Origin of the sequence: Streptomyces finlayi, assembly GCF_014216315.1 — a bacterium.
In the GTDB taxonomy this organism is placed as follows: Bacteria; Actinomycetota; Actinomycetes; order Streptomycetales; family Streptomycetaceae; genus Streptomyces; species Streptomyces finlayi_A.
This window is the reverse complement of sequence record NZ_CP045702.1, coordinates 7024123-7047108: the sequence shown is the minus strand read 5'-3', so window position 1 is coordinate 7047108 and position 22986 is coordinate 7024123. Positions and strand designations below refer to the sequence as shown.

Sequence of the window (22986 nt, the reverse complement as noted above, 5' to 3'; positions counted from 1 at the left end):
TATCGTCGGGACAACGAACCGCATCAGCTAGGAGAGCCGGCGTGAGCTTGAGGATCGTTGTCTGTGTGAAGTATGTGCCCGACGCGACTGGTGATCGGCATTTCGCTGATGACTTGACGGTGGATCGTGAGGATGTGGACGGTCTGTTGTCTGAGCTGGATGAGTATGCGGTGGAGCAGGCGCTGCAGATCGCGGGCGAGGCGGATGGTGCCGAGGTCACGGTGGTGACGGTGGGTCCTGAGGATGCGAAGGACGCGTTGCGTAAGGCGTTGTCGATGGGTGCGGACCGGGCGGTGCATGTGGAGGATGACTCTCTGCATGGCAGTGATGTGATGGGGACGTCGCTGGTGCTGGCGAAGGCGGTCGAGAAGGCCGGGTTCGATCTGGTGATCGCGGGGATGGCGTCGACGGACGGCACGATGGGTGTGCTTCCGGCGGTTCTCGCGGAGCGTCTGGGTGTGCCGCAGGTGACGTTGCTGTCCGAGGTGGGTGTCCAGGGCGGTGTGGTGTCGGGCCGTCGTGACGGTGACACGGCTTCGGAGCGGGTGGAGGCTTCGCTTCCGGCGGTGGTGTCGGTGACCGACCAGTCGGGTGAGGCGCGTTATCCGTCGTTCAAGGGGATCATGGCGGCGAAGAAGAAGCCGGTGGAGTCCTGGGATCTGGATGATCTGGGTGTCGAGGCGGACGAGGTGGGTCTGGCGGGTGCGTGGACGGCCGTGGACTCGGTGGCGCAGCGTCCGGCGCGTACGGCGGGCACGATCGTGAAGGACGAGGGTGAGGGCGGTAAGCAGCTCGCCGAGTTCCTCGTGGGTCAGAAGTTCATCTAGGTCCGCCCTGTCGTATCGCCTCCCTCTCTCATCTTTCACGCAGGAGAAGTGAAGTCTCATGGCTGAAGTCCTCGTCTATGTCGATCATGTCGATGGTGCTGTCCGTAAGCCCACGCTGGAGCTTTTGACGCTGGCCCGTCGTATCGGTGACCCGGTCGCGCTCGTGTTGGGTGAGGGTGCCGAGGCGACTGCCGCGGTGCTGGCCGAGCATGGTGCGGTGAGGGTTCTGAGCGTTCAGGCGCCGGAGTTCTCGCAGTATCTGGTGGTTCCGAAGGTCGATGCCCTGCACGCCGCGTTCCAGGCGGTGTCGCCGGTTGCGGTGCTGGTGCCGTCCTCGGCGGAGGGCAAGGAGATCGCGGCTCGTCTCGCGGTCCGTACGGGGTCGGGTCTGATCACCGACGCGGTCGATCTCGAAGCGGGTGACCAGGGGCCCGTCGCGACGCAGGCCGCGTTCGCCGCGTCGTTCACCACGAAGTCCCGGGTCTCCAAGGGGGTCCCGGTCATCACGGTCAAGCCGAACTCGGCCCCGGTGGAGGCCGCTGCGGCGGCCGGTGTCCACGAGGTGCTGCCGGTGACGTTCACCGCCCTGTCCACGGGCACGAAGATCGTGTCGCGGACCCCGCGGGAGTCCACCGGCCGCCCCGAGCTCACCGAGGCCGCGATCGTCGTGTCCGGCGGGCGCGGTGTGAACGGTGCGGAGAACTTCGCGGTCATCGAAGCGCTCGCCGACTCCCTGGGTGCCGCGGTCGGTGCTTCCCGGGCCGCGGTCGACGCCGGCTGGTACCCCCACACCAACCAGGTCGGCCAGACCGGCAAGTCCGTCTCGCCCCAGCTCTACATCGCCTCCGGAATCTCCGGCGCGATCCAGCACCGGGCCGGGATGCAGACCTCCAAGACCATCGTCGCGATCAACAAGGACGCCGAAGCCCCCATCTTCGACCTCGTCGACTACGGCGTCGTCGGAGACCTCTTCACCGTCGTCCCCCAACTCACCGAAGAAGTACACACCCGCAAGGGCTGACACGCGGCACACTTCACGTTCCAAGGCCCGGGCAGACCGCCCGGGTCTTCGCGTTTTTCCGCCTCCCCGCAACAACACGGCCGGAAGGCGATGCGGAACCTGCGCACCGCACGCGCAGACCGGCGCCGCCTGCCCGGCAGGCGGCGGGGGTACGGCCCAGGTCAGGGGCCATTGGTGCGGATGTGTCCGGGTAGCGGCAAAGGGACTTCCGACCACATGGAATTCATCCGGTGAAGCTCGTCATCGACGCGGCGCGGCTGTGCCTGTGTGGTGATCGCGCATCGGCTCAGCACGGTCCGCGACAGCGACGAGATCGTGGTCCTGGAGCACGGTCGCATCGCGGAGCGCGGACGGCACGAGGACCTGGTCGCCGCGGCGGGGCCTTACGCCCAGCTGGTCAAGAAGCACTGAATGGCATCCGCCCATTCACCGGCCCCCGTCGGGGATTCCGGCGCCGTGGGGCACGACACGCTCGGAGGACTCGGCGCGCAGGTCGACTGCACCGGGCTGCGCAGTCTCTCCCTTGAGGTCCGCAGGGGCGCTGTGGCTCGTCGTGGGCGGTGCGCTGGATCTGTTCCCGGTTTCCGGTCCGCGACGGGCACTCCGGTCGCCCTGCTGTGGCGGCGGGGCGCGTACGGGGCGGTGAATCCGGTGACCGGCCGCAGGACGCGCGTCGACCGGAACGGTGCGGCCGGCTTCGAGCAGCGCGCCGTCATGTTCTACCGCCCGCTGCCGGAGCGGCCGATGAGCAAGTGGCAGCTGGCGCGCTTCGGTCTGCGCGGTACGAGGCCGGACTTGCGCGGCCTGGCGCTGGCCGGGCTGGTGACGGTCGCGCTCGGCGCGCTGGTCCCGCTCGCGACGGGGCGGATCCTGGGGGTCACGTACCCAATGCCGAGACCGGCCTCATCGTGCAGGTCTCCCTCCTCGTGATCATCAGCGGGGTGGTCTCGGCCGCCTTCATGCTGCCGCAGAACCTCACGGTCCTGCGGATGGAGGGGCGCATCGAGAGCACCCTTCAGCCGGCCGTGTGGGACCGGCTGCTGAGGCTGCCGACGTCCTTCTTCACAGAGCGTTCCACCGGGGAGCCGGCGAGCGCGGCGATGGGGGTCAGCGCGATCCGGCGAGTGCTGTCGGGCGTCGGCCCGGTAAGAGGCACAGCGGCTGGGGGCGTCGGCGTCACACCGCGACGCGGGCTCACCCACCCGCCGACCACACCACATTACCGACCGGTATGTCGTGACTTATTGCGCGACTGACAGTAGAACTCGTTCCCATTCCATCGAGAGTGAGGAACGCGATATGAGCGATTCCAGCCCCGGCGGCAGAGCCGCCACGGGTGTCTCGCGCCGCAGCCTGTTGGCCGGAACGGGTTCCGTCCTGGGGGCCGCGGCCCTCTCCGGCACCTTCCCCACGGCCCGGGCCAGGGCCGCCACCGCCGCCTCCCCCGTCATCAGCGGCGGAGCGCACGTACCAGCCCTCGTGATCGGCACCGGGTACGGCGGCTCCGTCGCCGCGCTGCGGCTCGCGCGGGCGGGCGTCCATGTCCACATGATCGAGATGGGCATGTCCTGGGACGCCCCGGGCTCCGACGGCAAGATCTTCGCCAACACCACCACCCCGGACTACCGGTCGTTCTGGCTCCGCACCAAGACCAAGCAGCCCCTCTGCAGCTTCCTCGGCTTCCCGCTCGACAAGGACGTCCCCCGGTACACGGGAATCCTGGACGCCGAGGACTTCGGCGGCATCACGGTCTATCAGGGCCGCGGCGTCGGTGGTGGCTCACTGGTCAACGGAGGCATGGCCGTCACCCCCAGGCGGGAGAACTTCGGCGCCGTCCTGCCGACCGTGAACGCCGAGGAGATGTACAGCACCTACTACCCGCGCGCCAACGCCGGACTCGGGGTCAGCAGCGTCGACCCGGCCTGGTTCGAGTCCGCCGACTGCTACCGCTACGCCCGCGTCGGCCGCAAGCACGCCCAGCGTTCGGGTTTCCCGTTCGTATTCGTGCCCGATGTGTACGACTGGGACTACATGAAGCGGGAGGCTGCGGGAACGGCCCCCAGGTCCGCGCTGGCAGGCGAGATCCTCTACGGCAACAACTACGGCAAGAAGTCGCTGCAGCAGACCTATCTCGCCCAGCTCCGGGCGACGGGCAACGTGACCATCTCCCCGCTGCACAAGGTCACGTCCGTCGCCCCGTCCCCCGGCGGCGGCTACACCGTCGTCATCGACCAACTCACCACCGGCGGCGCTACGGCGGCCACTAAGACGGTCACCGCGGACAAGGTGTTCTTCGCGGCCGGAAGCGTCGGCACCAGCAAGCTGCTGACCCGGCTCAGGGCCACTGGGGCGCTGCCCGGCCTGAACGACGAGATCGGCAGGGGCTGGGGCGACAACGGCAACGTGATGTGCGGGCGCGCCAATCACATGTGGGACCCCACCGGCGCCCTCCAGTCGAGCATCCCGTGCTCCGGCATCGACAACTGGGCGGCCGGTGGCGCGTTCGCCGAAGTCGCGCCGCTGCCGACGGGGATCGAGACCTACGCCTCGTTCTACCTGTCGATCACCAAGAACCCGAACCGGGCACGGTTCACCTGGAACGCCGCGGCGGGGCGCGTGGACCTGGACTGGCAGACCGCGTGGAAGCAGCCGTCCATCGACATGGCCAAGTCGATCTTCGACAGGATCAACTCGAAGGAGGGGACGATCTACCGGACGGATCTCTTCGGCCTCCACAAGATCTGGGGCGACCACCTCACGTACCACCCGCTCGGCGGCGCGGTGCTGGACAAGGCCACCGACAACTACGGCCGCCTCCGCGGCTATTCGGGTCTGTACGTCATCGACGGGGCGCTGATCCCGGGCAACACGAGCGTCAATCCGTTCGTCACGATCACGGCGCTCGCCGAACGGAACATCGAGAGGATCATCGCCACCGACCTGTGATGCCACCGTTCGTCAAGGCCTGTGGTGTTCGGCCGGCGCTCCCGTGCCGCCTCAGTGCCCCGGCAGCACGCATACGGTGTCGAGGCCCAGGACACGGTTGAGCCGGCCGAACGCCAGCCAGGAGCCGATGCTCATGCTGAGCTCCACGATCTCCGGCCGGCTGTAGTGCCCGGTCATCCGGTCCCAGAACGCGTCGTCGATGCCGTGGTGGTCCAGCACGTACCGCTCGGCGTACTCGGCGGCCAGCCGGGTCCGGTCGTCGAAGGCCGCGGTGGTACGCCACCGGGTCACCGCGTCGGCGAACTCCTCCTCGACCTTCTGCCCGTCGCGCTCGGTCCGCCAGTCCAGGCAGAACGCGCACCCGTTGATCTGCGCGACACGCAGGCGCGCGGCCTCGAACTCGCGGAGGCCGAGGGTCGTGTGGGCGTACACCGCCAGCGAGAATTCCGAGGCCGCGATCCCGATCCCGGGCACCAGCTCGCCCCATACGTACTCGATGGCGTTCTTGCCCTCGGGAATGTCGATGTTCATCGTTGTCTCCTTCCGAGCCTGCCCACCGCGGGGCGCAGCGGGACGTCGAGCGCGTCGTAGAGTCCGGGTCCGGAGTCCGCGAGCCAGTCGATGGCACCGACCAGGCGGCCGACAGCGGTGGCGTTCCCGCCCGCGGAGCGGTTCTCGCCCTCGTCGTGGGCGGCGACCGTGACCTCGATGCGGGGGCGGCCTTCGATGATCACGCGGTGCGCACCGTCGCCGTCGGGCGGCGTGGGCCAGTCCGGGGCGCAGGACGGATGGATGCGGGTGACGTGCTCGATGACGATGCGGGGCTCGCCCCCGACGATGCCCTGGACCTCGAAGCGCACGGCGCCCTGCGTTCCGGCTTCGAAGTCGCCCATCGTCCGGGTGCTCACGGTGGTGTCCAGTGGACGCCGGTGCGTGGTTTCGCGGATGTCGTCGAGCTCGACGCCCAGGGCCCTGGCCATCAGCCGTATCTGTCCGCCCCACACCATGGCCGGGACGGACGGCGCGAGCATCAGGGGCTCGTAGTCCATGGGGTGCCCCATGCCGATGAGGTCCCTGACCGATTCCTCCTGGTCGTACGTGGAGTAGTCGAAGATCTCCTGGCAGCGGACGACGTCCACGACGGAGCCGAGGCCGCTGATCAGCAGGGGCAGCACATCGTTGCCCCAGCCCGGGTCCACGCCGGAGACGAAGAGCGAGCCGCCGCCGTCGGCGATCGCCGCCAGCACCGGTTCCCGCAGTTCGGGCGGGGCGCTCAGCTGGTCGTAGAGCCCGTAGACCGCGGGGGTGACGACGACGGCGCCCGCCCTGATCGCCCGGCAGATGTCGGCGAGCGCCTCGTCGGGGCGGGTGTCGCCGGACGCCGCGTACACCACGGCACGGGGACGGGCGGCCAGCACCGCGCCGATGTCGTCGCTCGCGGCGACGCCGAGGTCACGGCCGAGTCCGGCGAGAGCGCCCGCGTCGCGGCCGGTCTTGCCGGGGTCGTGGACGAGTACGTCGGCCAGCGCCAGCGCCGGATGGGCGTCGACGGCACGGATGGCCGCGCGGCCGACATTGCCGGTACCCCAGACAACCGTGGAAATCATGCGGCGGAGGGTAGCGCCGGGCGTGACAGGTTCCTAGACCCGTCACCGCCCCCGTTCGAGCGGCCGCTAGCGGCGGGGCTTGCCTCGTTTGGTGCCTTTGGTGCTCTTGGCGCCCTTGGTGTTCTTGGGGCTCGCCGAACCGCCGCGGGGGTTCTTGCCGGCCGCGGCCCTGCCACCGGCGGGCTTCCGCTTGGCGGCCGCCGTCTCGGCGCGCTTGCTCTTGGGCTGCGGCGGCGTCGGGGGACGGCCACGGGTGCTGTTCGCGGTCCGCCCGCGGACGATCCCGATGAACTCCTCCACCAGGTCGGTGGTCTTCTCCTCCGGCCACGACAGTGCGACGCGTGACTCCGGGGCGTCCAGGAGCGGCCGGTAGGTGAGGTCCTTGCGGTGGTGCAGACGGGCGAGCGACTGGGGCACCACGAGTACGCCCACCCCCGCAGCCACCAGCTCGATCGCGTCCTCCGTCGTGGCGGGACGCTCGATCGCGGGCTTGCCGGGCAGACAGTCGTCCCAGCCGAGGGTGTCGTCGAGGGGGTGCAGCACGATCTCGTCGGCCAGATCCACGGCGGTCACCTCTTCCACCGCTGCCACGAGGTGGTCCTTCGGGATCACGACCACGGTCGTCTCGGTGTAGAGGGGGATGGCGCTGAGATCCGTCCGGTCGATCGGCAGCCGCACGAATCCGGCGTCGGCCTCACCGCCGCGCAGGGCGTCGGGGGCGTCGGCGGGGGCCACCTGTACGAGGGTCAGCGGCACGTCCGGCAGTCGCTCGTTCCAGATACGCACCCACTTGGTGGGGGTCACTCCCGGAACGTACGCGAGCCGGAACGAAGGGCGTACTTCCGGGCTTGTCACACCGCCAGGTTACCGGTCGTGGTCGGCGGTAGCGCACATGCTCGATACTCTTGGCACCATGACGTCGCACCAGAGCACCCAGACGATGAAGCCCGCGACCGCGGCAAAGAAGCTGGGTGTGTATCTCGAAGCCACCCCCGCCGAGTTCCAGGAGGGTGTCGTCTCGCGCACCGAGCTGAGTGCACTCCAGGCCGATCCGCCCGAGTGGCTGCTCGAACTGCGACGCAACGGCCCGCACCCCAGGCCGGTCGTCGCGGCCAAGCTGGGCATCTCCATCTCGGGCCTCGCGCGCGGCGGTATCACCGAGGCGCTCACCACGGAGCAGATCGACGCGCTCAAGAACGACAGCCCCGAGTGGCTGCAGAAGGAGCGCGCGACCCAGGCGGAGGTCCGCAAGGAAACCGTCCGCATCAAGGAGAAGAACGCGGAGCGCGAGGCCAAGGCCGGCGAGTAGCGCGCCTGACCGGCTCCCCACGTCCGTACCCTCCGGGCCTCTCGTTCGATCATGCCGGGCTCACGCCCGGTCCGGACGGGAGGCCCGAGGCGTTTCCCCGCCCGCGCGCCGCACGCCCGGACGCCGCACGCCCGGACGCCGCCCGCCCCTTCGCCGCCCGCCCCTTCGCCGCCCGCCCTTCGCCGCCCCACCGATGCGCTGCCTTGCGCGCGCTGCCGCCGGCCGGGCGTAACTGCGGGAACGAGCGTGTCGATGCCCGGTCCGAGGGTTCGCCGGCCCCTAAGCTCCTTGCCGTGAAAGGCCAGGCCCGGCTCACGCCACGGCTGCCCGACGCGGCCCGCCCCACGGGCCGCGCCCCGCCATAGGGCCTCCGCGCCGCCCTGGCCAGAGGCCCTCTTCCTCGCTTGTCGCCACGCCCCGCCAAGGGGAGAGGAGCGGACCCATGCAGGAGCACCACTCCTTCGCAGACGATGTACGGGCGCAGATCTCGCCCGGCGTTCCCGAACGCATCCGGCCCTTCCCGCCGGACGAGCAGAACGCCGAGTCCTTGCGGTGCGAGATCGACGGACTGCGCGTCGCGCTCGCTTCCCGGCCCGTCATCGACACCGCGCGCGGCATCCTCATGGCGCTGGGCTCCTGCACCGGTGAGCAGGCGTGGCAGACGCTCGTCCACGCCTCCCAGCACAGCAACGTCAAGCTCCGCGATCTCGCCCATCAGCTCGTCGCGAGCTATCACGGGGTCCCCTTGCCGCCGGCCACCCGTCACGTTCTGCGCACGGCGATAAGGGCCGGCCGAACGAGCTGAGGGCCCTCGGACCGGGCAGTCGTCGCCCGGTCACTCCGCTCGGATTTCAGTGATCATGACCGCACGTTTGGTCTATAATCCGATGGGTATAGGTGTTTTCGTGCTTCGGACAAGAGGTACGCCCGTGGGAGTTTCCACTCCGGGCGCCCCTGTCCGGGCTCGTGCGCTCCCGTGGTGACCGAAAGCATTCACCGCCGAGGAGTGAACCCCATGGCTGACGCATCCTCCGTGACGGAGTGTACGTACGCCGAGAGCCCGTCGACCGACTCCGCCTTCCGCCGGCTGCGCACTCTGCCGCCCGGAACCGAACGGGACCAGCTGCGCCAGGAGACGATCTGCGCCTGGCTCCCCATGGCCCACCGCCTGGCGACCAGGTTCCGCAACCGCGGCGAGTCGATGGACGATCTCCGCCAGGTGGCGGCGATGGGCCTCGTGAAAGCCGTCGACCGCTACGACCCCTTCAGGGGCAAGGCGTTCGAGACCTACGCCGTGCCCACGGTTGTGGGCGAACTCAAGCGTCACTTCCGGGACCACACCTGGGACGTCCATGTACCGCGACGGGTCCAGGACCTGCGCAACCGGGTCCGGGTCGCGCGCCGCGACCTCACCCAGACCTGCGAGGGACGCGTTCCGACGTGCGTGGAGATCGCGGCCGAGACCGGCCTGAGCGAGGAGGACGTGCTGCTGGGTATGGAGGCCCTGGACAGCTACAGCACCCTGTCCCTGGACGCCGACCTGCCGGGCGCGGACGACGGCTACTCCCTGGGGGACACGCTCGGCTGCTGGGACAGGGCGATGGACCTCGCCGTGGACCGCGAAGCGGCGAAGCCCGGTCTGCGCCGCCTGCCCGAGCGCGAGCGCACCATCCTCTATCTGCGGTACTTCCACGACATGACACAGGTCAGCATCGCGGAGACGCTGGGCATCTCCCAGATGCACGTCTCGCGGCTGCTCAGCCAGTCCTGCGAACAAGTGCGACTCGACGCCCTGCAGGGAGCCGGGTGAGCGGGGCGCGGCCCGACGAACCGATCCGACCAGCCAGGAGAACCGATGGCCGTCCGTCATCACCTCATCGACCGACCGCCCTCCGCCCTGTGGGCGGTACTGGCAGAGGAGACCCTGTACGGAAAGTGGGTGGTGGGAACGTCGTCCTCCCGCGGGGAGTCCGGCACCTGGCCGGAGACCGGGTCGTCGATCACGTACACCGTACGGCTGGGCCCCAAGGAGTTCACGGGCCGCACGGTCGTCCGGCGCGTCGACCGGCCGCACACCCTCGAACTGGAGGCTGAGAGCGGGCCGCTGGGCAGCGCGCGCATCGCGTTCGACATCCGCCCCTGGGGCGACAAGACCCTGGTGATCCTCGACGAGCATCCGCTGAGAGGTCCCGGCGGCGCGCTCCACAACACACTGCTCGACACGGCGATCCAGCTCCGGCACCGCCGGATGCTGGACCGGCTGGCCAAGGTGGTCGAAGCCTGGACGTCGGAGTCCGGTGCTCGCGTCGGTGCCGGGCCGGCCGAGTGATGTCCCGGCCCCCGGCCTTCCACCGAAGGGAGTCCCGATGGTCGACGCGGTGGTGATCGGAAGCGGGCCCAACGGTCTGGTCGCGGCCAACGTCCTGGCCGATGCCGGCTGGGGTGTGGAGGTGCTGGAGGCCGAGAGCGCGCCGGGCGGCGCGGTACGCAGTGACGAGGAGGTCCACCCCGGCTACGTCAACGATCTGTTCAGCTCCTTCTATCCCCTCGCCGCCGCGTCCCCGGTGCTGGCCCGGCTGGATCTGGGCCGGGAAGGGCTGCGCTGGACCCATGCCCCGCGGGTGCTCGCCCACCCCTTGCTGGACGGCAGGTGCGCGGTTCTGGACCGCGACCGGGCGGTGACCGCCGCCGGGCTCGACGGCTTCGCGCCCGGCGACGGGCAGAGCTGGCTGGACCTCTGCCACATCTGGGACCGGCTGGGCAGCGAGGTGCTCGCCGCCCTGTTCTCCCCCTTTCCGCCCATCCGTTCCGCCGCCGTGCTCGCGGCCCGTCTCCGGGGCGCGGGCGGGCTGAGGTTGGCCCGCAGCTTGATCCTTCCGGTGCGCCGGCTCGGCGAGGAGGAGTTCGCGGGTGACGGTGGCCGGCTCCTGCTGGCGGGCAACGCGCTGCACGCGGACCTGGCTCCGGAGGCCGCCGGAAGCGGAGGCTACGGCTGGCTGATGTCCATGCTGGGCCAGTTCTACGGCTTTCCCGTTCCGGTCGGCGGCGCGGGTGCGCTCACCGCTGCCCTCGTGAGGCGCCTGCGGGGGCGCGGCGGATCCGTCCGGTGCGGGCAGCGGGTGACCGAGGTCGTCGTACAGGGGGGCCGCGCCGTGGGCGTCCGTACGGCGACCCGGGAAGCCATTCCCGTACGCAGGGCCGTACTCGCCGATGTGTCGGCTCCCGCGCTGTACGGGGAGCTGGTAGCGCCGGAGCATCTGCCGTCGCGGGTCCTTGACGACCTGCGGCGGTTCCAGTGGGACTTCGCCACCTTCAAGACCGACTGGGCGCTGGACGGGCCCATCCCGTGGAGCTGCCCGGATGCCGCGACGGCGGGCACCGTACATCTGGCCGACGGCGTCGACGAGCTGACCCGGTTCGCCGCGCAGATCGCCCGGGGCCTGATCCCCGACCGCCCGTTCCTCCTGGTGGGCCAGATGACCACGACGGACGCCACCCGGTCACCGCTGGGGACGGAATCGGCCTGGGCGTACACGCACGTGCCCCACCGGGTGAAGGCCGACGCCGGACCGGACCGCCTGTCCGGGACATGGGACACCCGGGAACGGGAGGCCATGGCGGACCGGGTGGAACAGCAGGTCGAGCGGTACGCCCCGGGGTTCCGCGACCGTATCCGCGCGCGGCGCGTGCTGACGCCGCCGCAGTTGCAGGAGGCCGACGCCAATCTGCGTGACGGGGCCATCAACGGTGGCACCGCCGCGCTGCACCAGCAGTTGGTCTTCCGGCCGCTGCCGGGGACCGGCCGGCCCGAGACCCCGGTGAAGGGCCTCTACCTGGCCTCGGCCTCCGCGCACCCGGGCGGCGGGGTCCACGGCGCTCCCGGTGCCAACGCGGCACGGGCCGCGATCCGTGCCACGCGGGGCACCGGCGCGGCACTGACAGCCGCCCAACGACTGCTCGCCCGGCGCGGCCGGTCGGGCGAGACGTCCTCCGTGTGATCCCCTCCCACCCTGGACGGCGAGCGGCACCGCGTACGCAAAGCGATGTTCACCCACCTGCTCATGGAGCCCGCCCGGCGCCCGCCCGCGTCGACAGACGGGCGCCGAGGGTCGGCCGAGCCGGTCGGGGGTGATCCGGCTGCTGTCCGGGCGGGGCGGCTCCGCCCTTGTCACCACGGTCCGCCCCCTGTGCCCTGCCGCCCTTTCCCTTGGGGGTACGCGGCTCCGCCGCCTTTTTGGACCCGCTCTCCTTGGGGGTGGCACTCGTGCGTTCACCTGGGCGAAGCGATTGTTCGGGCGTCTCCTGGGAACTCGGGCGGCACGCCACCGTGCACCGCCGGTCAGAGGGAGAAGGACATCGTCATGAGCGACAGCGAACAGCCCCAGGACCCGACACAGCGCTACCCCCAGCCGGAATTCCCGCAGCAGAACCAGGAACATCCGGGCTGGACCGGGCCCATGGACCCACCGCCGGACCACGGCGAGGACTCCTACCGGGGCCATGAGCTCCTGCTCGACCGCAAGACGGTGGTCACCGGAGGTGACTCCGGGATCGGTCGCGCGGTCGCCCTCGCCTTCGCGCGGGAGGGGGCCGATGTGATGTTCACCTATCTGTCCGCCGAGGAGGAAGAGGCCCAGGAGACCGCCCGGCTGGTGGAACGGGCGGGACGCAAAGCCGTGTCCGTGGCCTGCGACATCCGGGACGAGAAGCAGTGCCGGTCCCTCATCGAGCGGGCCGTGTCGGAGTTCGGGCACATCGACGTCCTGGTGAACAACGCGGCCTACCAGATGTCGCAGCCCGAAGGCATCGCGGCCATCTCGACGGACCAGTTCGACCGCGTGGTGCGCACCAACCTGTACGGCATGTTCTGGCTGTGCAAGACGGCCCTGCCCCACATCCCAGCCGGTGGTTCGATCATCAACACCACGTCCGTGCAGGCGTACAAGCCCAGCCCGCATCTGCTCGACTACGCCATGACGAAGGGCGCCATCGTCACCTTCACGCAGGGGCTCGCCCAGATGCTGGCCTCCTCCGGCATCCGCGTCAACGCCGTGGCCCCGGGCCCGGTCTGGACGCCACTGATCCCGGCGACGATGCCCGACACCACGAAGTTCGGGAAGCAGAGCCCTCTGGGCCGCCCCGCGCAGCCGACCGAGATGGCGCCCGCGTACGTCTTCCTCGCCTCGGCGAACGCGTCGTTCATCACCGGCGAGATCATGAACGCGACCGGTGGGACACCACTGCCCTGACCGGAACAGCCCTGATCCGATTGACCAGCGGGACGGCGGGAAGGCGTCACGTATGCCGGCAGACCCTCATGAGGCCCCGGTTTCTCGATGCACTGGCAGACTACAAGGAATGCGGAGAGCTGGGTTTCTCCCCTCCCGGGCACGAACAGGCGCGGGGCGCCGCACCTTCCGTGCGGGCCGTGCTCGGTGACGCGGTCTGCTTCGGTGACGTACTCGCCACCGGCGGTCTCGACGACCGGCGCGGGAAGTGCAAGGCCGAGGACGGAGCCGACCTGGGGGTCCTGGGCCAGCGCGGTGACCACGCTGGTTCCCACATTTCCGGTGGCCCCGGTGACCACTACGCGCCGGCCGGGGGACGGGTTCGTGGCCATGGATCGCTCGCTCACTGCCAGAGCCGGTCCGGCGTCCCCGCAGCCCCGGTGGCTGCGGCTCCCACGTCGGCCCGGGCGTTTCCCGTCGGGTAACCAGCCATCCGGGGAAATAACCTGAAATCGGGTGGAAACCACGGAGTGTGCCGACGACCGAGCCGGGCACCCGCACGATTCACTGGCCGAGCCGACACCGACCTGGGAGAAACACCATGACGCATCCGAGCCCGCTGCCCGGACAGGACGAATCGTTCTGGATGGAGAGCACGGGACATCCCGTGCACGCACCGCTCGCCGAGGACATCGAGGTGGACGTGGCCGTGGTGGGCGGCGGGATCGCGGGTCTGAGCACCGCGTGGGAGCTGACCCGGGCGGGACGGCGGGTGGCGGTGGTGGAGGCCGACCGCATCGCGTCGGGCGTCACCGGATACACCACCGCGAAGGTGTCCGCGCTGCATTCACTGGTGTACGACCGGCTGCGCAGGACCCGGGGCGCCGACGCCGCGCGCCTCTACGCGCAGTCGCAGCAGGACGCGGTGGAGCGGGTGGCGGACATCGCCCGGGAGCTGGGGATCGACTGCGACCTCGAACGGGTGAGTGCCTACTCGTACGCCAGCGATTCCTCGTCGCGCGGCGCGGTCGAGGCGGAGGCCGAGGCCGCCGCCGAGGCCGGCCTCGCCGCGTCGTACGTCACCGCGACCGACCTGCCCTTCCCCGTCGAGGGGGCGGTCCGGCTGGACGGGCAGATCCAGTTCCACCCGCGGAAGTATCTGCTGGCGCTGGCCGAGGATCTGGTGGAGCGGGGCGGTCTCGTCTTCGAGCGCAGCCGGGTCACGGGGCTGTCCGAGGGCACACCGTGCCGGGTCACGACCGAATCGGGACGGTCGGTGACCGCACACGACGTGGTGGTCGCCACGCATTACCCCGTCTTCGACCGGGCGATGCTGTTCGCCCGCCTCTCCCCGCGCCGGGAAGTGGTCGTCGCCGCGCCCATCGACGCGGACCTGGCGCCCAAGGGCATGTACATCACCGAGGACGAGGGAAAGCGCTCGGTCCGCTCGACACCGCTGGGTGACGGACAACGGCTCCTGATCGTCACCGGGGAGAGCTTCACCCCCGGTACCGGCGACGCGGGCGAGGCCTTCCTCCGGCTGGACACCTGGATGCACGAGCGCTTCCCGGTGGGGCCCACCGCCTACCGCTGGGCGGCGCAGGACAACGACCCGAGCGATACGGTGCCGCTCGTCGGACCGTTCCACATCGGCGCCCGCCACACGTACGTGGCCACCGGGTTCGGCGGCTGGGGGATGACCGGCGGCGTCCTCTCCGGCCGCCTCCTGAGCGCACTGGTCACGGGGACGGGAGACACGTTGCCGTGGGCCGGCCTGTACGACCCGCGACGGCTGGGAAGCACGCTGCGCGAGGCCCCCGCGCTGCTCGGCATGCAGGCCGAGGTAGCGAAGCACTTCGCCGGTGACCGCCTGAAGATCACCCACGTCGACTCGGTCGACGCCATCGCCCCGGGGACGGGTGCGGTGGTCCGCCTCAACGGCCGCCGCTGCGCCGTCTACCGCGACCAGGACGGCACGCCGCAGGCCGTGTCGGCCCGTTGTACGCATCTGGGGTGCCTCGTGGCCTTCAACGAGGCCGAGACCGCCTGGGAATGCCCCTGTCATGGCTCACGCTTCGGCGTCGACGGCGCCGTACTCCAGGGTCCGGCGATCCGTCCCCTGGAACCGCTGGACGTGAACGGTGACGTGTTCGACGTGTTCGAGGACTGAGACGTGTCCGAGGACCGGACGCGTTCGAGGTTCGGGGGCGCGGTTCGGGGGCGTTCAGGGCACGAGCAGGGTCTTGATCATGCCGTCGGCCTTCTTCTGGAACGTCTCGTACGCCTGCGGTCCCGATGCGAGCGGCAGGTGGTGTGTGGCGAAGGTGTCCACACCCAGCGGGTCGCCGTCGATGAGCAACGGCAGGATGTCATCCACCCAGTGCCGGACGTTCGCCTGCCCCATGCGGAGCTGGATCTGCTTGTCGAACATGGTCAGCATGGGCATCGGGTCGGCGGCTCCGCCGTACACACCCGACACCGATACCGTGCCACCCCTGCGCACCACGTCGATCGCCATGTGGAGCGCTGCGAGCCGGTCCACGCCCATCGTCTCCATCAGGCGCGCGCCGATGGCGTCGGGCAGCATTCCGACGGCCGATTGCGCCGCCTTGGCAATGGGCGCGCCGTGTGCCTCCATCCCAACCGCGTCGATCACGGCGTTCGTGCCCCGGCCGTCGGTGAGGTCCCGGACGGCGTCGCCGAGGTGCCTGCCGTGCCTGCGCAGGTCGAGGCACTTGACTCCGTACTCGCTCGCCCGGTTCAGCCGGTCGGGTACGGGGTCGACGCCCACGACCAGGTCCGCGCCCCGGTGCAGTGCGATCCGTGCGGCCATGGCACCGATCGGGCCGAGACCGAGCACGGTGAGGGAACCTCCAGGCGGGACGGCGGCGTACTCCACGGCCTGCCAAGCGGTGGGCAGGACGTCCGAGAGATAGACGAAACGGTCGTCCGGCGGGCCGTGGGGGACCTTGATGGGCAGGCTGTTGCCGAAGGGCACCCGCAGGAACTCCGCCTGGCCGCCGGGCATTTGACCGTAGAGCTTGGTGTAGCCGAAGAGGGCGGCACCCATGCCGTACTTGCGGACCTGGGTGGTCTCGCACTGAGAGTGCAGCCCCTGGGCGCACATGAAGCAGTGTCCGCACGAGACGTTGAACGGGATGACCACCCTGTCCCCCGGGACGACGGCGGTCACCTCGGGGCCGACTTCCTCCACCACGCCCATCGGTTCGTGCCCGAGGATGTCACCAGGATCGAGGTAGGGCCCGAGCACCTCGTAGAGGTGGAGATCCGAGCCGCAGATCCCGGTGGAGGTGATCTTGACAATGACGTCGGTCGGGTCCTGGATCCGGGGATCGGGGACGGTCTCCACCCGGACGTCGCGCTTTCCCTGATAGGTCAGTGCGCGCATGGTGCACCTCGCCTTCCATGCTGGGCCGGCATTTCTCCTCCGCCCTGAACGCGTGCCGGGTTCCCCCGAGGCACTTCGCGAAACGTCAGGGGCGAACCGTCCGGCCGGAAAGACGTGCCGCGCGGTGCGAGCATGGAGCCAACCGAGCAGTGCGTGCTGTATTCCGCTCTCGACGCGCACATCCGCCATATGCGGGTAAGCGTTCCGGAGGACGCGGTGGCCCCTATCCACAAGGATCTCGCCGAGGCCGCTCTGCGCATGATGGAGCGCAACATGGGCGCCGCCGTCCGGACTGCGGAGACGGTCGAATTCCAGGATGCCTCCGGGGAGAGACATCGCGGTTGCCGGACTCACTCCGGGACGGGCATCTCTCACGGACCGGCATCGATCATCCGGTCGGCATCACTCATCTGGCCGATGGAGACGTCCAGGGGCTGAACGACGTCGGATTCTCGCTGGCCCCGGCGCTGTCACCTACTGGGTGGGCGAGGCGACGCACGGCACCGATGACGAGGACCTGGACGAGACGCCGGAGTCGGTCGCCTCCACGACCCGCACGCGGGCCGTGAACGCGACGCATCTGGCGCGTCTCCTCGTGGGCGGGCCCTGTCCCGCGTCCTGACGCCTGACGCCCGATGCCTGACGCCCGGAGTGCGTACGGCCGGGAGCGCTGGAAGCATGGACCGGGGCGGGCTGCGGCGGAGCCCGAAGCCACCGCGGTCACCGCGCTCGACCGCTCGACCGCTCGACCGCGAGGAGATCCGATGGCCGCTGGGCAGCACGTGCTGAGAGGCCGCACCGCCGTGGTGACCGGCGCCGCGCGCGGTGTGGGAGCGGCCCTGGCCCGAGAACTCGCGAACCGGGGTGCCCGGGTGGCCCTGCTCGGGCTGGAGGAGGAAGCCCTCGCCGGCGTGGCTGCCACCCTGCCGACCGAGACGCTGTACCGGCACGTCGACGTCACGGACGACACGGCGATGGCCGAGGCCGCCGAAGAGGTGCGCCGCCGCCTGGGCGACGCCTCCGTGGTGGTGGCCAACGCGGGGGTCGCCGAGGGTGGCCCCTTCCTGGACTCCGACCCAGCCACCTGGCGTCGGGTGATCGAGGTCAACCTGGTGGGAAGCGCGGTCACGGCGCGCACCTTCCTGCCCCAGCTCCTCGGCACGCGGGGCTACTACCTCCAGATCGCGTCCCTCGCCTCGATCGGTGCCGCGCCGATGATGAGCGCCTACTGCGCCTCGAAGGCCGGAGTGGAGTCCTTCGCCCAGTCGCTGCGCGCCGAACTCGACACGCGTGGCGTCGGGGTGGGGGCGGCCTACATCAACTGGACCGACACCGACCTGATCCGGGACGCCGACCAGCACGCGGTGCTGCGTGAACTGCGCGCCCACATGCCTCCGCCCGCCCGGAAGATCTACCCCGCCCGGCAGGTGGCCGCCACCCTGGTCACAGCGGTGGAGCGGCGCGCGCCCACCGTCTACGTACCGCGGTGGCTACGTGGCGTGCAGGTGGTGCGGGCGGCCCTGCCCGCGCTGGTCGTCCGTTACGCGCGACAGGAGCTGACACGCTCGGAGTTCGCTCCGACGGGACTGCTCGGAGCGGGCGGACGCGCGGCGCAGGAGCAGCACTGAAACCGGAGGCGGGCGGGAGGTTCAGCGGGCGGCGGGAAGTTCCGTACGCAGTGCTGTGCGGCCGCCGCGCCAGTTCGCCAGCAGATGCCCGGCCAGCCGGTCCTCCAGCAGCCCGGTGGCCTCGATGCCCAGGACGACGTCCGGGGCGAGCCCCGGCTCGTCCTCCAGCAGTCCCCCGATCACGTCGTGGCGGACCACCTGTTCATGCACCGCGTCGGCCTCGACGTGCTCGTCGTAGAACCGTTGAGCGGCGGCGCCGGCTCCGGTTCGGCGCAGGGCCTTCGCCAGCCGCCTGGAGCCCGGTGACGAGGTGATCTCCACTGCGGCGAAATGCCCGACCAGCGCCCCGCGCAGACGCCGGTGCAGTCCGAACAGGGACATCAGGTTCACGGTGGCCAGGGCTTCGGCGGGCGCGATGTCGAGATAGCCGCCGTACGCCGTGTCCAGCCCGAGGTCCGCCATCAGGTCGGCGAACAGCTGGGCGTGGATGTTCTCGGCGCGGCCGGCTCCGAACTCGTCGAACTCGACGGCGATCATGGCCGCTTTGGCCCGGCCTCGGAGCCTCGGCACCACCCACAGGTGCGGGTCCGCCTCCTTGAGGTGGTAGAGCGAGCGCAAGGCCGCGTACTCGCGCAGTTGTTGGAGCGTTCCGTCCCGCTGGAGGTAGTGGCTGACGCTGTGGCCGTCGTCCCCGACCGGTTCCAGGAGCAGCCCGTCCACGGCCTCCGCCACGTCCTTTCCGCCCGCGGTGCCTTCGCGCAGGGCGTCCAGAAAGGTGCTTTCGGCGGCGGCGCGTACCGTCAGCAGCGCGGGATCCCACTCCAGGGCCTCGTCCGTCCCCGCGAAACCGCGGTAATGGAGTTCGTAGAGGACGTACAGCAGGAGGTGCAGATCGTCGCCGTACGGGTCGGCGGCCCGGACCTCCTCGTCGGACGGCAGCGACGCACCGGGCCGCCCCGCCAGGGTGACGAGAACGCGCCCGGAGAGCTCACCCCGTGGCTGCGGAAGGGCCGGCTCCGGGGCGAGCCGCAGGACGTGCGCTTCGGGGAAATCCGTCACGGTGCGGTGTCCTCATCTTCCACGGCTGGTTTACGGCGGCGGTGGCTGGTGTCGCACCACGGGTGGATGCGACTGCGACGGCAGGTACAGATCGCCACCACGAAGCGCTCGGAGACGACGGTCTCCCCCTCGGCCGTCGTCATTTCGACCGGGCCGTCCACGAGGACCGGGCCGTCTTGTTCCACCGCTACGCGACGCGGCGGTTCAGTGCTTCCTTGCACGGATCACCACCAGTTCCTCCCTGTCCGCATGGCTCGACAGCAAACCCCGGGCGCGCAGCCACCCGAGCCGCTCCTGGGTCACCGGCCCGAAGGGGATGGCCAGCCGGTCGCTGACGGAAGCCCGCATCCCGGCCCGCGCAAGCCGCCGCACGGTCTCGTCGGGAGCGCTGAGGGCCGATTGCACGATCAGCATCAGCCCTCCGGACCGCAGTACGGCAGGAGCCTCGTCGCAGATGCGGTTCACGATGATTCGCCCGTCGAGCCCGGCGTCCCAGGCGCGGCGTGCACCCCGCCGGGGCGGTGACACGCTCGGTGCGGGCACGTACGGGGGGTTACTGACGACCGCGTCGAACAGACGGCCCCGCAGTCCGGACAGCAGGTCGCCGCGGTGCACGGAGACGGGCAGCCGGGTCAGGGCCGCGTTCAGCCGGGCCGATGCCACGGCACGGCGGCTGATGTCGACAGCGGTGACCCGGGCGCCCAGCCGGGCGGCATGGAGCGCCAGGAGCCCGCTGCCCGTGCAGAGGTCGAGCACCTCCAACCCGGGCCGGAGGCCCTCACGCCGCATCGCGGCGGCCAGGAGAAGGCTGTCGGCCTGGGGCCCGTACACCCCGGGCAGCCGCACGACGCTGCCGGGCCACGGAAGATCCTCGACGATCCCCGTATCGGCATCTGGAACGGTCACCGCACCTCCCGCACTGGACGACTGCTTTTTCAGGCTCGGACACATGGCACCCACCTGCCACTCCTGCCACTCGAACAGCCCAGTGTCCCTGCTACCCCTGAATGCGGAGCTCATGAGAGGGAATCGCGGAACCGACCGTGGTGAGCCAGGCGTCGGCGAGCAGTTGATGGCCCTGCGGGCTCGGGTGGACTCCGTCCGGGGCGAGTGCCGCAGGGCCGCGTTCCTCGGCGGCCCGGGGCAGGAGCAGGTCCGCGCGGACCAGGTGCGCGCCGTGCGCCCGCGCCACGCGCAGGACGGCCTCGGTGCGGGGCGACAGGTCCTCGTGCCAGGCTTCCTGGCCCGGGAGGACCGGGAGCAGGAAGGGCGTGATGACGAGCAGTCGGGCCGCCAGGTCCCGGGTGGTGCGGGAGAGAAGGCGGTCGAGGCAGGCCTCGAACTCGTCGACCGGGCTGAGGAGTCCGCTGTCGTAGCGCCGCCACGTGTCGTTGATGCCGATCTTGACCGTGACCACGGTGGGCCGCTGGTCGATGACATCCGTGGTCCAGCGGGATTCGAGGTCGTACACACGGTGGCCGCTGATGCCCTGATTGATGACCGTGGTGCCGGGGCCCACTCCGGTGTCCAGCGCCCGGGCGATCTCGCGGACGTATCCGTTGCCGAGCGAGGCCGGGTCCGTGTGGTCGCGGCCCGCATCGGTGATGGAGTCACCGATGAACAGGATCTTGTCGTCTGCTGTGAGGAGCATGTCTGCCGTCCTGGCGTCGGGGGTGCGGGTGAACGGGCGTCGTGTGATCAACGCGCGAGCCCGGACGGCCGTTCCGCAGTGTGTGCCCGATGAGACGTAGCACGCCGCAGTGTGGCTGCCTCGCGTGCCAGCAGGGCGGGGTCGTCGCCCGGCACGAACTCCAGGAGCGCGTCCGGTCGCAGCTGCCGTGCGCCGAGCGCTGCGAAGACCCTCGTCCACAGATCCTCGCGGGCTGCCAGCGGCAGCCGGTGATTTCCGGGCCACCAGGAGAAGACGTGGACCCCGTCGACCCGGTCGCCGAGTTCGGCGAGCCCCGCCAGCGCGGCCTCGTCGGGAGCGTCGAGCGGTGGCTGCCAGTAGGTACGGAGGTTGTCCGCGTCCACCTCGTCCAGCAGCCGGACGGTCGAGGCGGCGGTGTCCGTCAGCGTCTTCGCGTGGAACTCCAGGGCGAGCCCGACGCCGTGGTCCGCCGCGATCACGGCCGCCTCCCGCAGGCGTGTCACGACTCCGCGGCGCTCGTCGCGCGAGGTGGACCGTGATCCGGCGCCGCCTGCCCAGACCCGCATCCGCGGTGCTCCGAGGAGCACCGCGGCGCGGGCGAGCGCGGGGAACCCGGCCAGTTCGCCCGGACCGGCGCGGAAGTAGGAACCGTACGAGCAGCAGGTGAGGCCGTACCGTTCCGAAGCCTCACGGACCGCGCGGACCGTGTCCGGTTCGCGTGCGGGCGCGTGGACGTCCGCTCCCCACTCGATCACTTCGAGGCCCGCCTCCGAGGCCCGTCGTGCGACCTCGGAGGCGGGCAGCCGCCGGAAGGTGACGGAGCACAGCCCCGGCCGGGGCGCGGTCAGGGGAGCGCTCACGACGCGTTCGGACCCACGTCCGTCGGCGTGAGGGGGCGGCGCAGGGGCGCGGACGTCGCGTACTCGTCGGCGCCGATGTCGCGTGCGCTGCCGCGCGGGTGACCGTCGATGTCGTCGGTCACACCCGGGCTCCCCCACGTGGCCCTGCCGATGGCGGGGCTGCCCGCCGACAGTCGGAACACTCCGTCGGACTGCTCCCGAAGGCCCGGGTCGACGCGCGTGTAGCTCCCGGCGGGGATGTTGCCGTCGGCGGCCGAGCCCCACAGGATGTTGCTCCGCCAGGTGAAGCCGGTGGTCGCCCCCATCGCTACCAGACTGCCTGCCTCGCCGACCAGGAGGTTGTCGGCGACGACCACCCCCGTGGGCTCGTGCACGCGTGTCTCGCCCGACAGCGACTGGGCGTTGCGGAACAGGGTGTTGTGCACGATCACCGCCCGGTCGCACGCATCGTTGCCGCGCCGCTGCTCGGCCGTCTCGCCTGAGTGGTGGTCGCGCGTGCTGCCGCTTCCGATCACCATCGCACGCCCGGACAGACCGGCCAGATAGTTGTTGACGACCAGATGGTCGTTGCCGTACAGGCGCAGCCCCTCCTTGCCGCCGAGTACGTAGTTGCTCTCCACCCTCGTGCGGTTGCCGTGGCGCAGGACGATGCCACCAAGGCTGTCGCGGATCGTGTTGTGGCGGACGATGTTGTCCGAGGACTTCACCGAGATGGCTTCGGGATCTCCGTCGCAGCGCTCGAAGAGGTTGTACTCCACGACCGCGCGGGCGCCGGACAGGGCCCGCGGGCTGACGCCGAGACGGATCGGCTCCCCTCCGTTGGCGCCGGCGAAGCTGTGGTCGGAGAAGTGGTTCCTGAAGATGTGCACGCGCTGGGCCATGGCGGTGCTGCCCGCGCCCTCCACTCCCAGGTAGACACCGAGCGTGGTCTTGCCGTGGAAGTGGTTGCGGTCGATCTTGCTGTCGTCCGCGCGCACCATGACCCAGTGCAGTCCCTCGATGTCGGCGAGCTGGAAGTCGTTGCGGGTCAGCCGGATGCCCGAGCAGTCGGCCGGCACTTCCACAGTGGTGCTCTGCCGGAAGGCGAAGCCGCTGACGGTGATGTTGCTGGAGCCGCTGAAGACGAAGCCGCGCTCGCCGCGGAGTACCGCCCCGCCGCGTGACGCGGACGTGATGGTGATGGGTGCGGACTGCGTACCGTTCCTGCCCGTGACCCTGATGGAGGAGCCGGACGGGACGGTGTAGGTGCCGTCGGCGAGGACGATCCTGGCGCCGGGCACCGCGCTGTCGATCGCGTTCTGGAGGTCGTTCAGGGAGCTGACCGTCGCCGTGGCGGCCCGGTGGGTCTCGGCTGCGCCGGCGGTGCGCAGGGTGCCGAGCGGCACGGCGGCGAGCGCCGTACCCAGGACGGTGCCGGTGAGGAACGTGCGGCGTTGCATGA

22 protein-coding genes and 5 pseudogenes are annotated in these 22986 nt (G+C 70.5%); 16 read left to right on the top strand and 11 right to left on the bottom strand.

Translation table 11 applies throughout. The annotated features are described in order from the left end of the window. Window positions 1–41: 41 nt before the first annotated feature. From F0344_RS32325 to F0344_RS32305, 5 genes and pseudogenes are all read left to right on the top strand, one after another. A complete protein-coding gene (locus F0344_RS32325) occupies window positions 42–827 on the top strand; it encodes an electron transfer flavoprotein subunit beta/FixA family protein (RefSeq protein WP_185302140.1) in 786 nt (261 codons plus the stop codon). 58 nt (window positions 828–885) lie between these two features. Continuing rightward, window positions 886–1848: an electron transfer flavoprotein subunit alpha/FixB family protein gene (locus F0344_RS32320; RefSeq protein ID WP_185302139.1), complete on the top strand. Its 963-nt coding sequence runs from the start codon at window positions 886–888 to the stop codon at window positions 1846–1848. A gap of 267 nt (window positions 1849–2115) precedes the next feature. Beyond that, window positions 2116–2259: a hypothetical protein gene (locus tag F0344_RS32315; RefSeq protein ID WP_185302138.1), complete on the top strand. Its 144-nt coding sequence runs from the start codon at window positions 2116–2118 to the stop codon at window positions 2257–2259. Between the two features lie 183 nt (window positions 2260–2442). Continuing rightward, window positions 2443–2996 (top strand): annotated as a pseudogene (locus F0344_RS32310) (ABC transporter transmembrane domain-containing protein); the annotation flags it as partial. Between the two features lie 151 nt (window positions 2997–3147). After that, a complete protein-coding gene (locus tag F0344_RS32305; RefSeq protein ID WP_185302137.1) occupies window positions 3148–4794 on the top strand; it encodes a GMC oxidoreductase in 1647 nt (548 codons plus the stop codon). Window positions 4795–4845: 51 nt separating this feature from the next. Here the strand turns inward: F0344_RS32305 and F0344_RS32300 are convergent, their stop codons facing one another. The 3 genes from F0344_RS32300 to F0344_RS32290 all read right to left on the bottom strand — a co-directional run bounded on the left by F0344_RS32300 (window position 4846) and on the right by F0344_RS32290 (window position 7256). After that, window positions 4846–5325, bottom strand: a complete 480-nt coding sequence (locus F0344_RS32300; RefSeq protein ID WP_185302136.1) for a carboxymuconolactone decarboxylase family protein — start codon at window positions 5323–5325, stop codon at window positions 4846–4848. Then, a complete protein-coding gene (locus F0344_RS32295) occupies window positions 5322–6401 on the bottom strand; it encodes an NAD(P)H-dependent amine dehydrogenase family protein (protein WP_185302135.1) in 1080 nt (359 codons plus the stop codon). The genes F0344_RS32300 and F0344_RS32295 overlap by 4 nt, the downstream gene beginning before the upstream one ends. A gap of 66 nt (window positions 6402–6467) precedes the next feature. Beyond that, the gene (locus F0344_RS32290) at window positions 6468–7256 is read right to left on the bottom strand and encodes a LysR substrate-binding domain-containing protein (protein ID WP_185302134.1); all 789 of its coding nucleotides are present in this window, start codon (window positions 7254–7256) and stop codon (window positions 6468–6470) included. A gap of 58 nt (window positions 7257–7314) precedes the next feature. Between F0344_RS32290 and F0344_RS32285 the strand changes: the two genes are divergently transcribed. From F0344_RS32285 to F0344_RS36265, 7 genes and pseudogenes are all read left to right on the top strand, one after another. Further along, window positions 7315–7710 carry a DUF5997 family protein gene (locus tag F0344_RS32285; protein WP_185302133.1) on the top strand — a complete coding sequence of 132 codons (396 nt, stop codon included), beginning with the start codon at window positions 7315–7317 and terminating at the stop codon, window positions 7708–7710. 442 nt (window positions 7711–8152) lie between these two features. After that, on the top strand, window positions 8153–8515 hold the full coding sequence (locus F0344_RS32280; protein ID WP_185302132.1) for an ANTAR domain-containing protein: 363 nt from the start codon (window positions 8153–8155) through the stop codon (window positions 8513–8515). Between the two features lie 210 nt (window positions 8516–8725). After that, a complete protein-coding gene (locus tag F0344_RS32275) occupies window positions 8726–9520 on the top strand; it encodes a SigB/SigF/SigG family RNA polymerase sigma factor (protein ID WP_185302131.1) in 795 nt (264 codons plus the stop codon). A 45-nt stretch (window positions 9521–9565) separates the two neighbouring features. Then, complete coding sequence (locus F0344_RS32270; protein WP_185302130.1) at window positions 9566–10039, top strand: SRPBCC family protein; 474 nt, start codon at window positions 9566–9568, stop codon at window positions 10037–10039. A 37-nt stretch (window positions 10040–10076) separates the two neighbouring features. Continuing rightward, a complete protein-coding gene (locus tag F0344_RS32265) occupies window positions 10077–11708 on the top strand; it encodes a phytoene desaturase family protein (protein WP_185302129.1) in 1632 nt (543 codons plus the stop codon). Window positions 11709–12071: 363 nt separating this feature from the next. After that, the gene (locus F0344_RS32260) at window positions 12072–12959 is read left to right on the top strand and encodes an SDR family oxidoreductase (RefSeq protein ID WP_185302128.1); all 888 of its coding nucleotides are present in this window, start codon (window positions 12072–12074) and stop codon (window positions 12957–12959) included. A 52-nt stretch (window positions 12960–13011) separates the two neighbouring features. After that, window positions 13012–13201, top strand: a pseudogene (locus tag F0344_RS36265) (ornithine decarboxylase); the annotation flags it as partial. Here F0344_RS36265 and F0344_RS36260 read toward each other — a convergent pair. Further along, window positions 13169–13330 (bottom strand): annotated as a pseudogene (locus F0344_RS36260) (NAD-dependent epimerase); the annotation flags it as partial. The pseudogenes F0344_RS36265 and F0344_RS36260 sit on opposite strands and share 33 nt — an antisense overlap. A gap of 209 nt (window positions 13331–13539) precedes the next feature. On the opposite strand from F0344_RS36260, the gene F0344_RS32255 reads away from it, so the two are divergent. Further along, window positions 13540–15108 carry an FAD-dependent oxidoreductase gene (locus F0344_RS32255; protein ID WP_185302127.1) on the top strand — a complete coding sequence of 523 codons (1569 nt, stop codon included), beginning with the start codon at window positions 13540–13542 and terminating at the stop codon, window positions 15106–15108. 54 nt (window positions 15109–15162) lie between these two features. Here F0344_RS32255 and F0344_RS32250 read toward each other — a convergent pair whose 3' ends face one another. Continuing rightward, on the bottom strand, window positions 15163–16347 hold the full coding sequence (locus tag F0344_RS32250) for an alcohol dehydrogenase catalytic domain-containing protein (protein ID WP_185302126.1): 1185 nt from the start codon (window positions 16345–16347) through the stop codon (window positions 15163–15165). A gap of 141 nt (window positions 16348–16488) precedes the next feature. Here F0344_RS32250 and F0344_RS36255 point away from each other — a divergent pair. The 3 genes and pseudogenes from F0344_RS36255 to F0344_RS32235 form a co-directional block, all read left to right on the top strand. After that, window positions 16489–16659: pseudogene (locus F0344_RS36255) on the top strand (isochorismatase family protein); the annotation flags it as partial. A 110-nt stretch (window positions 16660–16769) separates the two neighbouring features. Continuing rightward, window positions 16770–16969: pseudogene (locus F0344_RS32240) on the top strand (NADPH-dependent oxidoreductase); the annotation flags it as partial. A gap of 142 nt (window positions 16970–17111) precedes the next feature. Beyond that, on the top strand, window positions 17112–17975 hold the full coding sequence (locus F0344_RS32235) for an SDR family oxidoreductase (RefSeq protein WP_185302125.1): 864 nt from the start codon (window positions 17112–17114) through the stop codon (window positions 17973–17975). 21 nt (window positions 17976–17996) lie between these two features. Here the strand turns inward: F0344_RS32235 and F0344_RS32230 are convergent, their stop codons facing one another. The 6 genes from F0344_RS32230 to F0344_RS32205 form a co-directional block, all read right to left on the bottom strand. Beyond that, window positions 17997–19034 (bottom strand): iron-containing redox enzyme family protein, encoded by a 1038-nt coding sequence (locus F0344_RS32230; RefSeq protein ID WP_185302124.1) that lies wholly within the window; start codon window positions 19032–19034, stop codon window positions 17997–17999. After that, entirely contained in the window at window positions 19031–19255 is a 225-nt protein-coding gene (locus F0344_RS32225; protein ID WP_185302123.1) for a CDGSH iron-sulfur domain-containing protein, read from the bottom strand. The genes F0344_RS32230 and F0344_RS32225 overlap by 4 nt, the downstream gene beginning before the upstream one ends. Next, the gene (locus F0344_RS32220; protein ID WP_258050189.1) at window positions 19239–19940 is read right to left on the bottom strand and encodes a HemK2/MTQ2 family protein methyltransferase; all 702 of its coding nucleotides are present in this window, start codon (window positions 19938–19940) and stop codon (window positions 19239–19241) included. The genes F0344_RS32225 and F0344_RS32220 overlap by 17 nt, the downstream gene beginning before the upstream one ends. A gap of 91 nt (window positions 19941–20031) precedes the next feature. Beyond that, the gene (locus F0344_RS32215) at window positions 20032–20685 is read right to left on the bottom strand and encodes an SGNH/GDSL hydrolase family protein (protein ID WP_185302121.1); all 654 of its coding nucleotides are present in this window, start codon (window positions 20683–20685) and stop codon (window positions 20032–20034) included. Window positions 20686–20732: 47 nt separating this feature from the next. Further along, window positions 20733–21545 carry a sugar phosphate isomerase/epimerase family protein gene (locus F0344_RS32210; protein ID WP_219732160.1) on the bottom strand — a complete coding sequence of 271 codons (813 nt, stop codon included), beginning with the start codon at window positions 21543–21545 and terminating at the stop codon, window positions 20733–20735. After that, a complete protein-coding gene (locus tag F0344_RS32205) occupies window positions 21542–22984 on the bottom strand; it encodes a polysaccharide lyase 6 family protein (RefSeq protein WP_185302120.1) in 1443 nt (480 codons plus the stop codon). The genes F0344_RS32210 and F0344_RS32205 overlap by 4 nt, the downstream gene beginning before the upstream one ends. Window positions 22985–22986 lie beyond the last annotated feature (2 nt).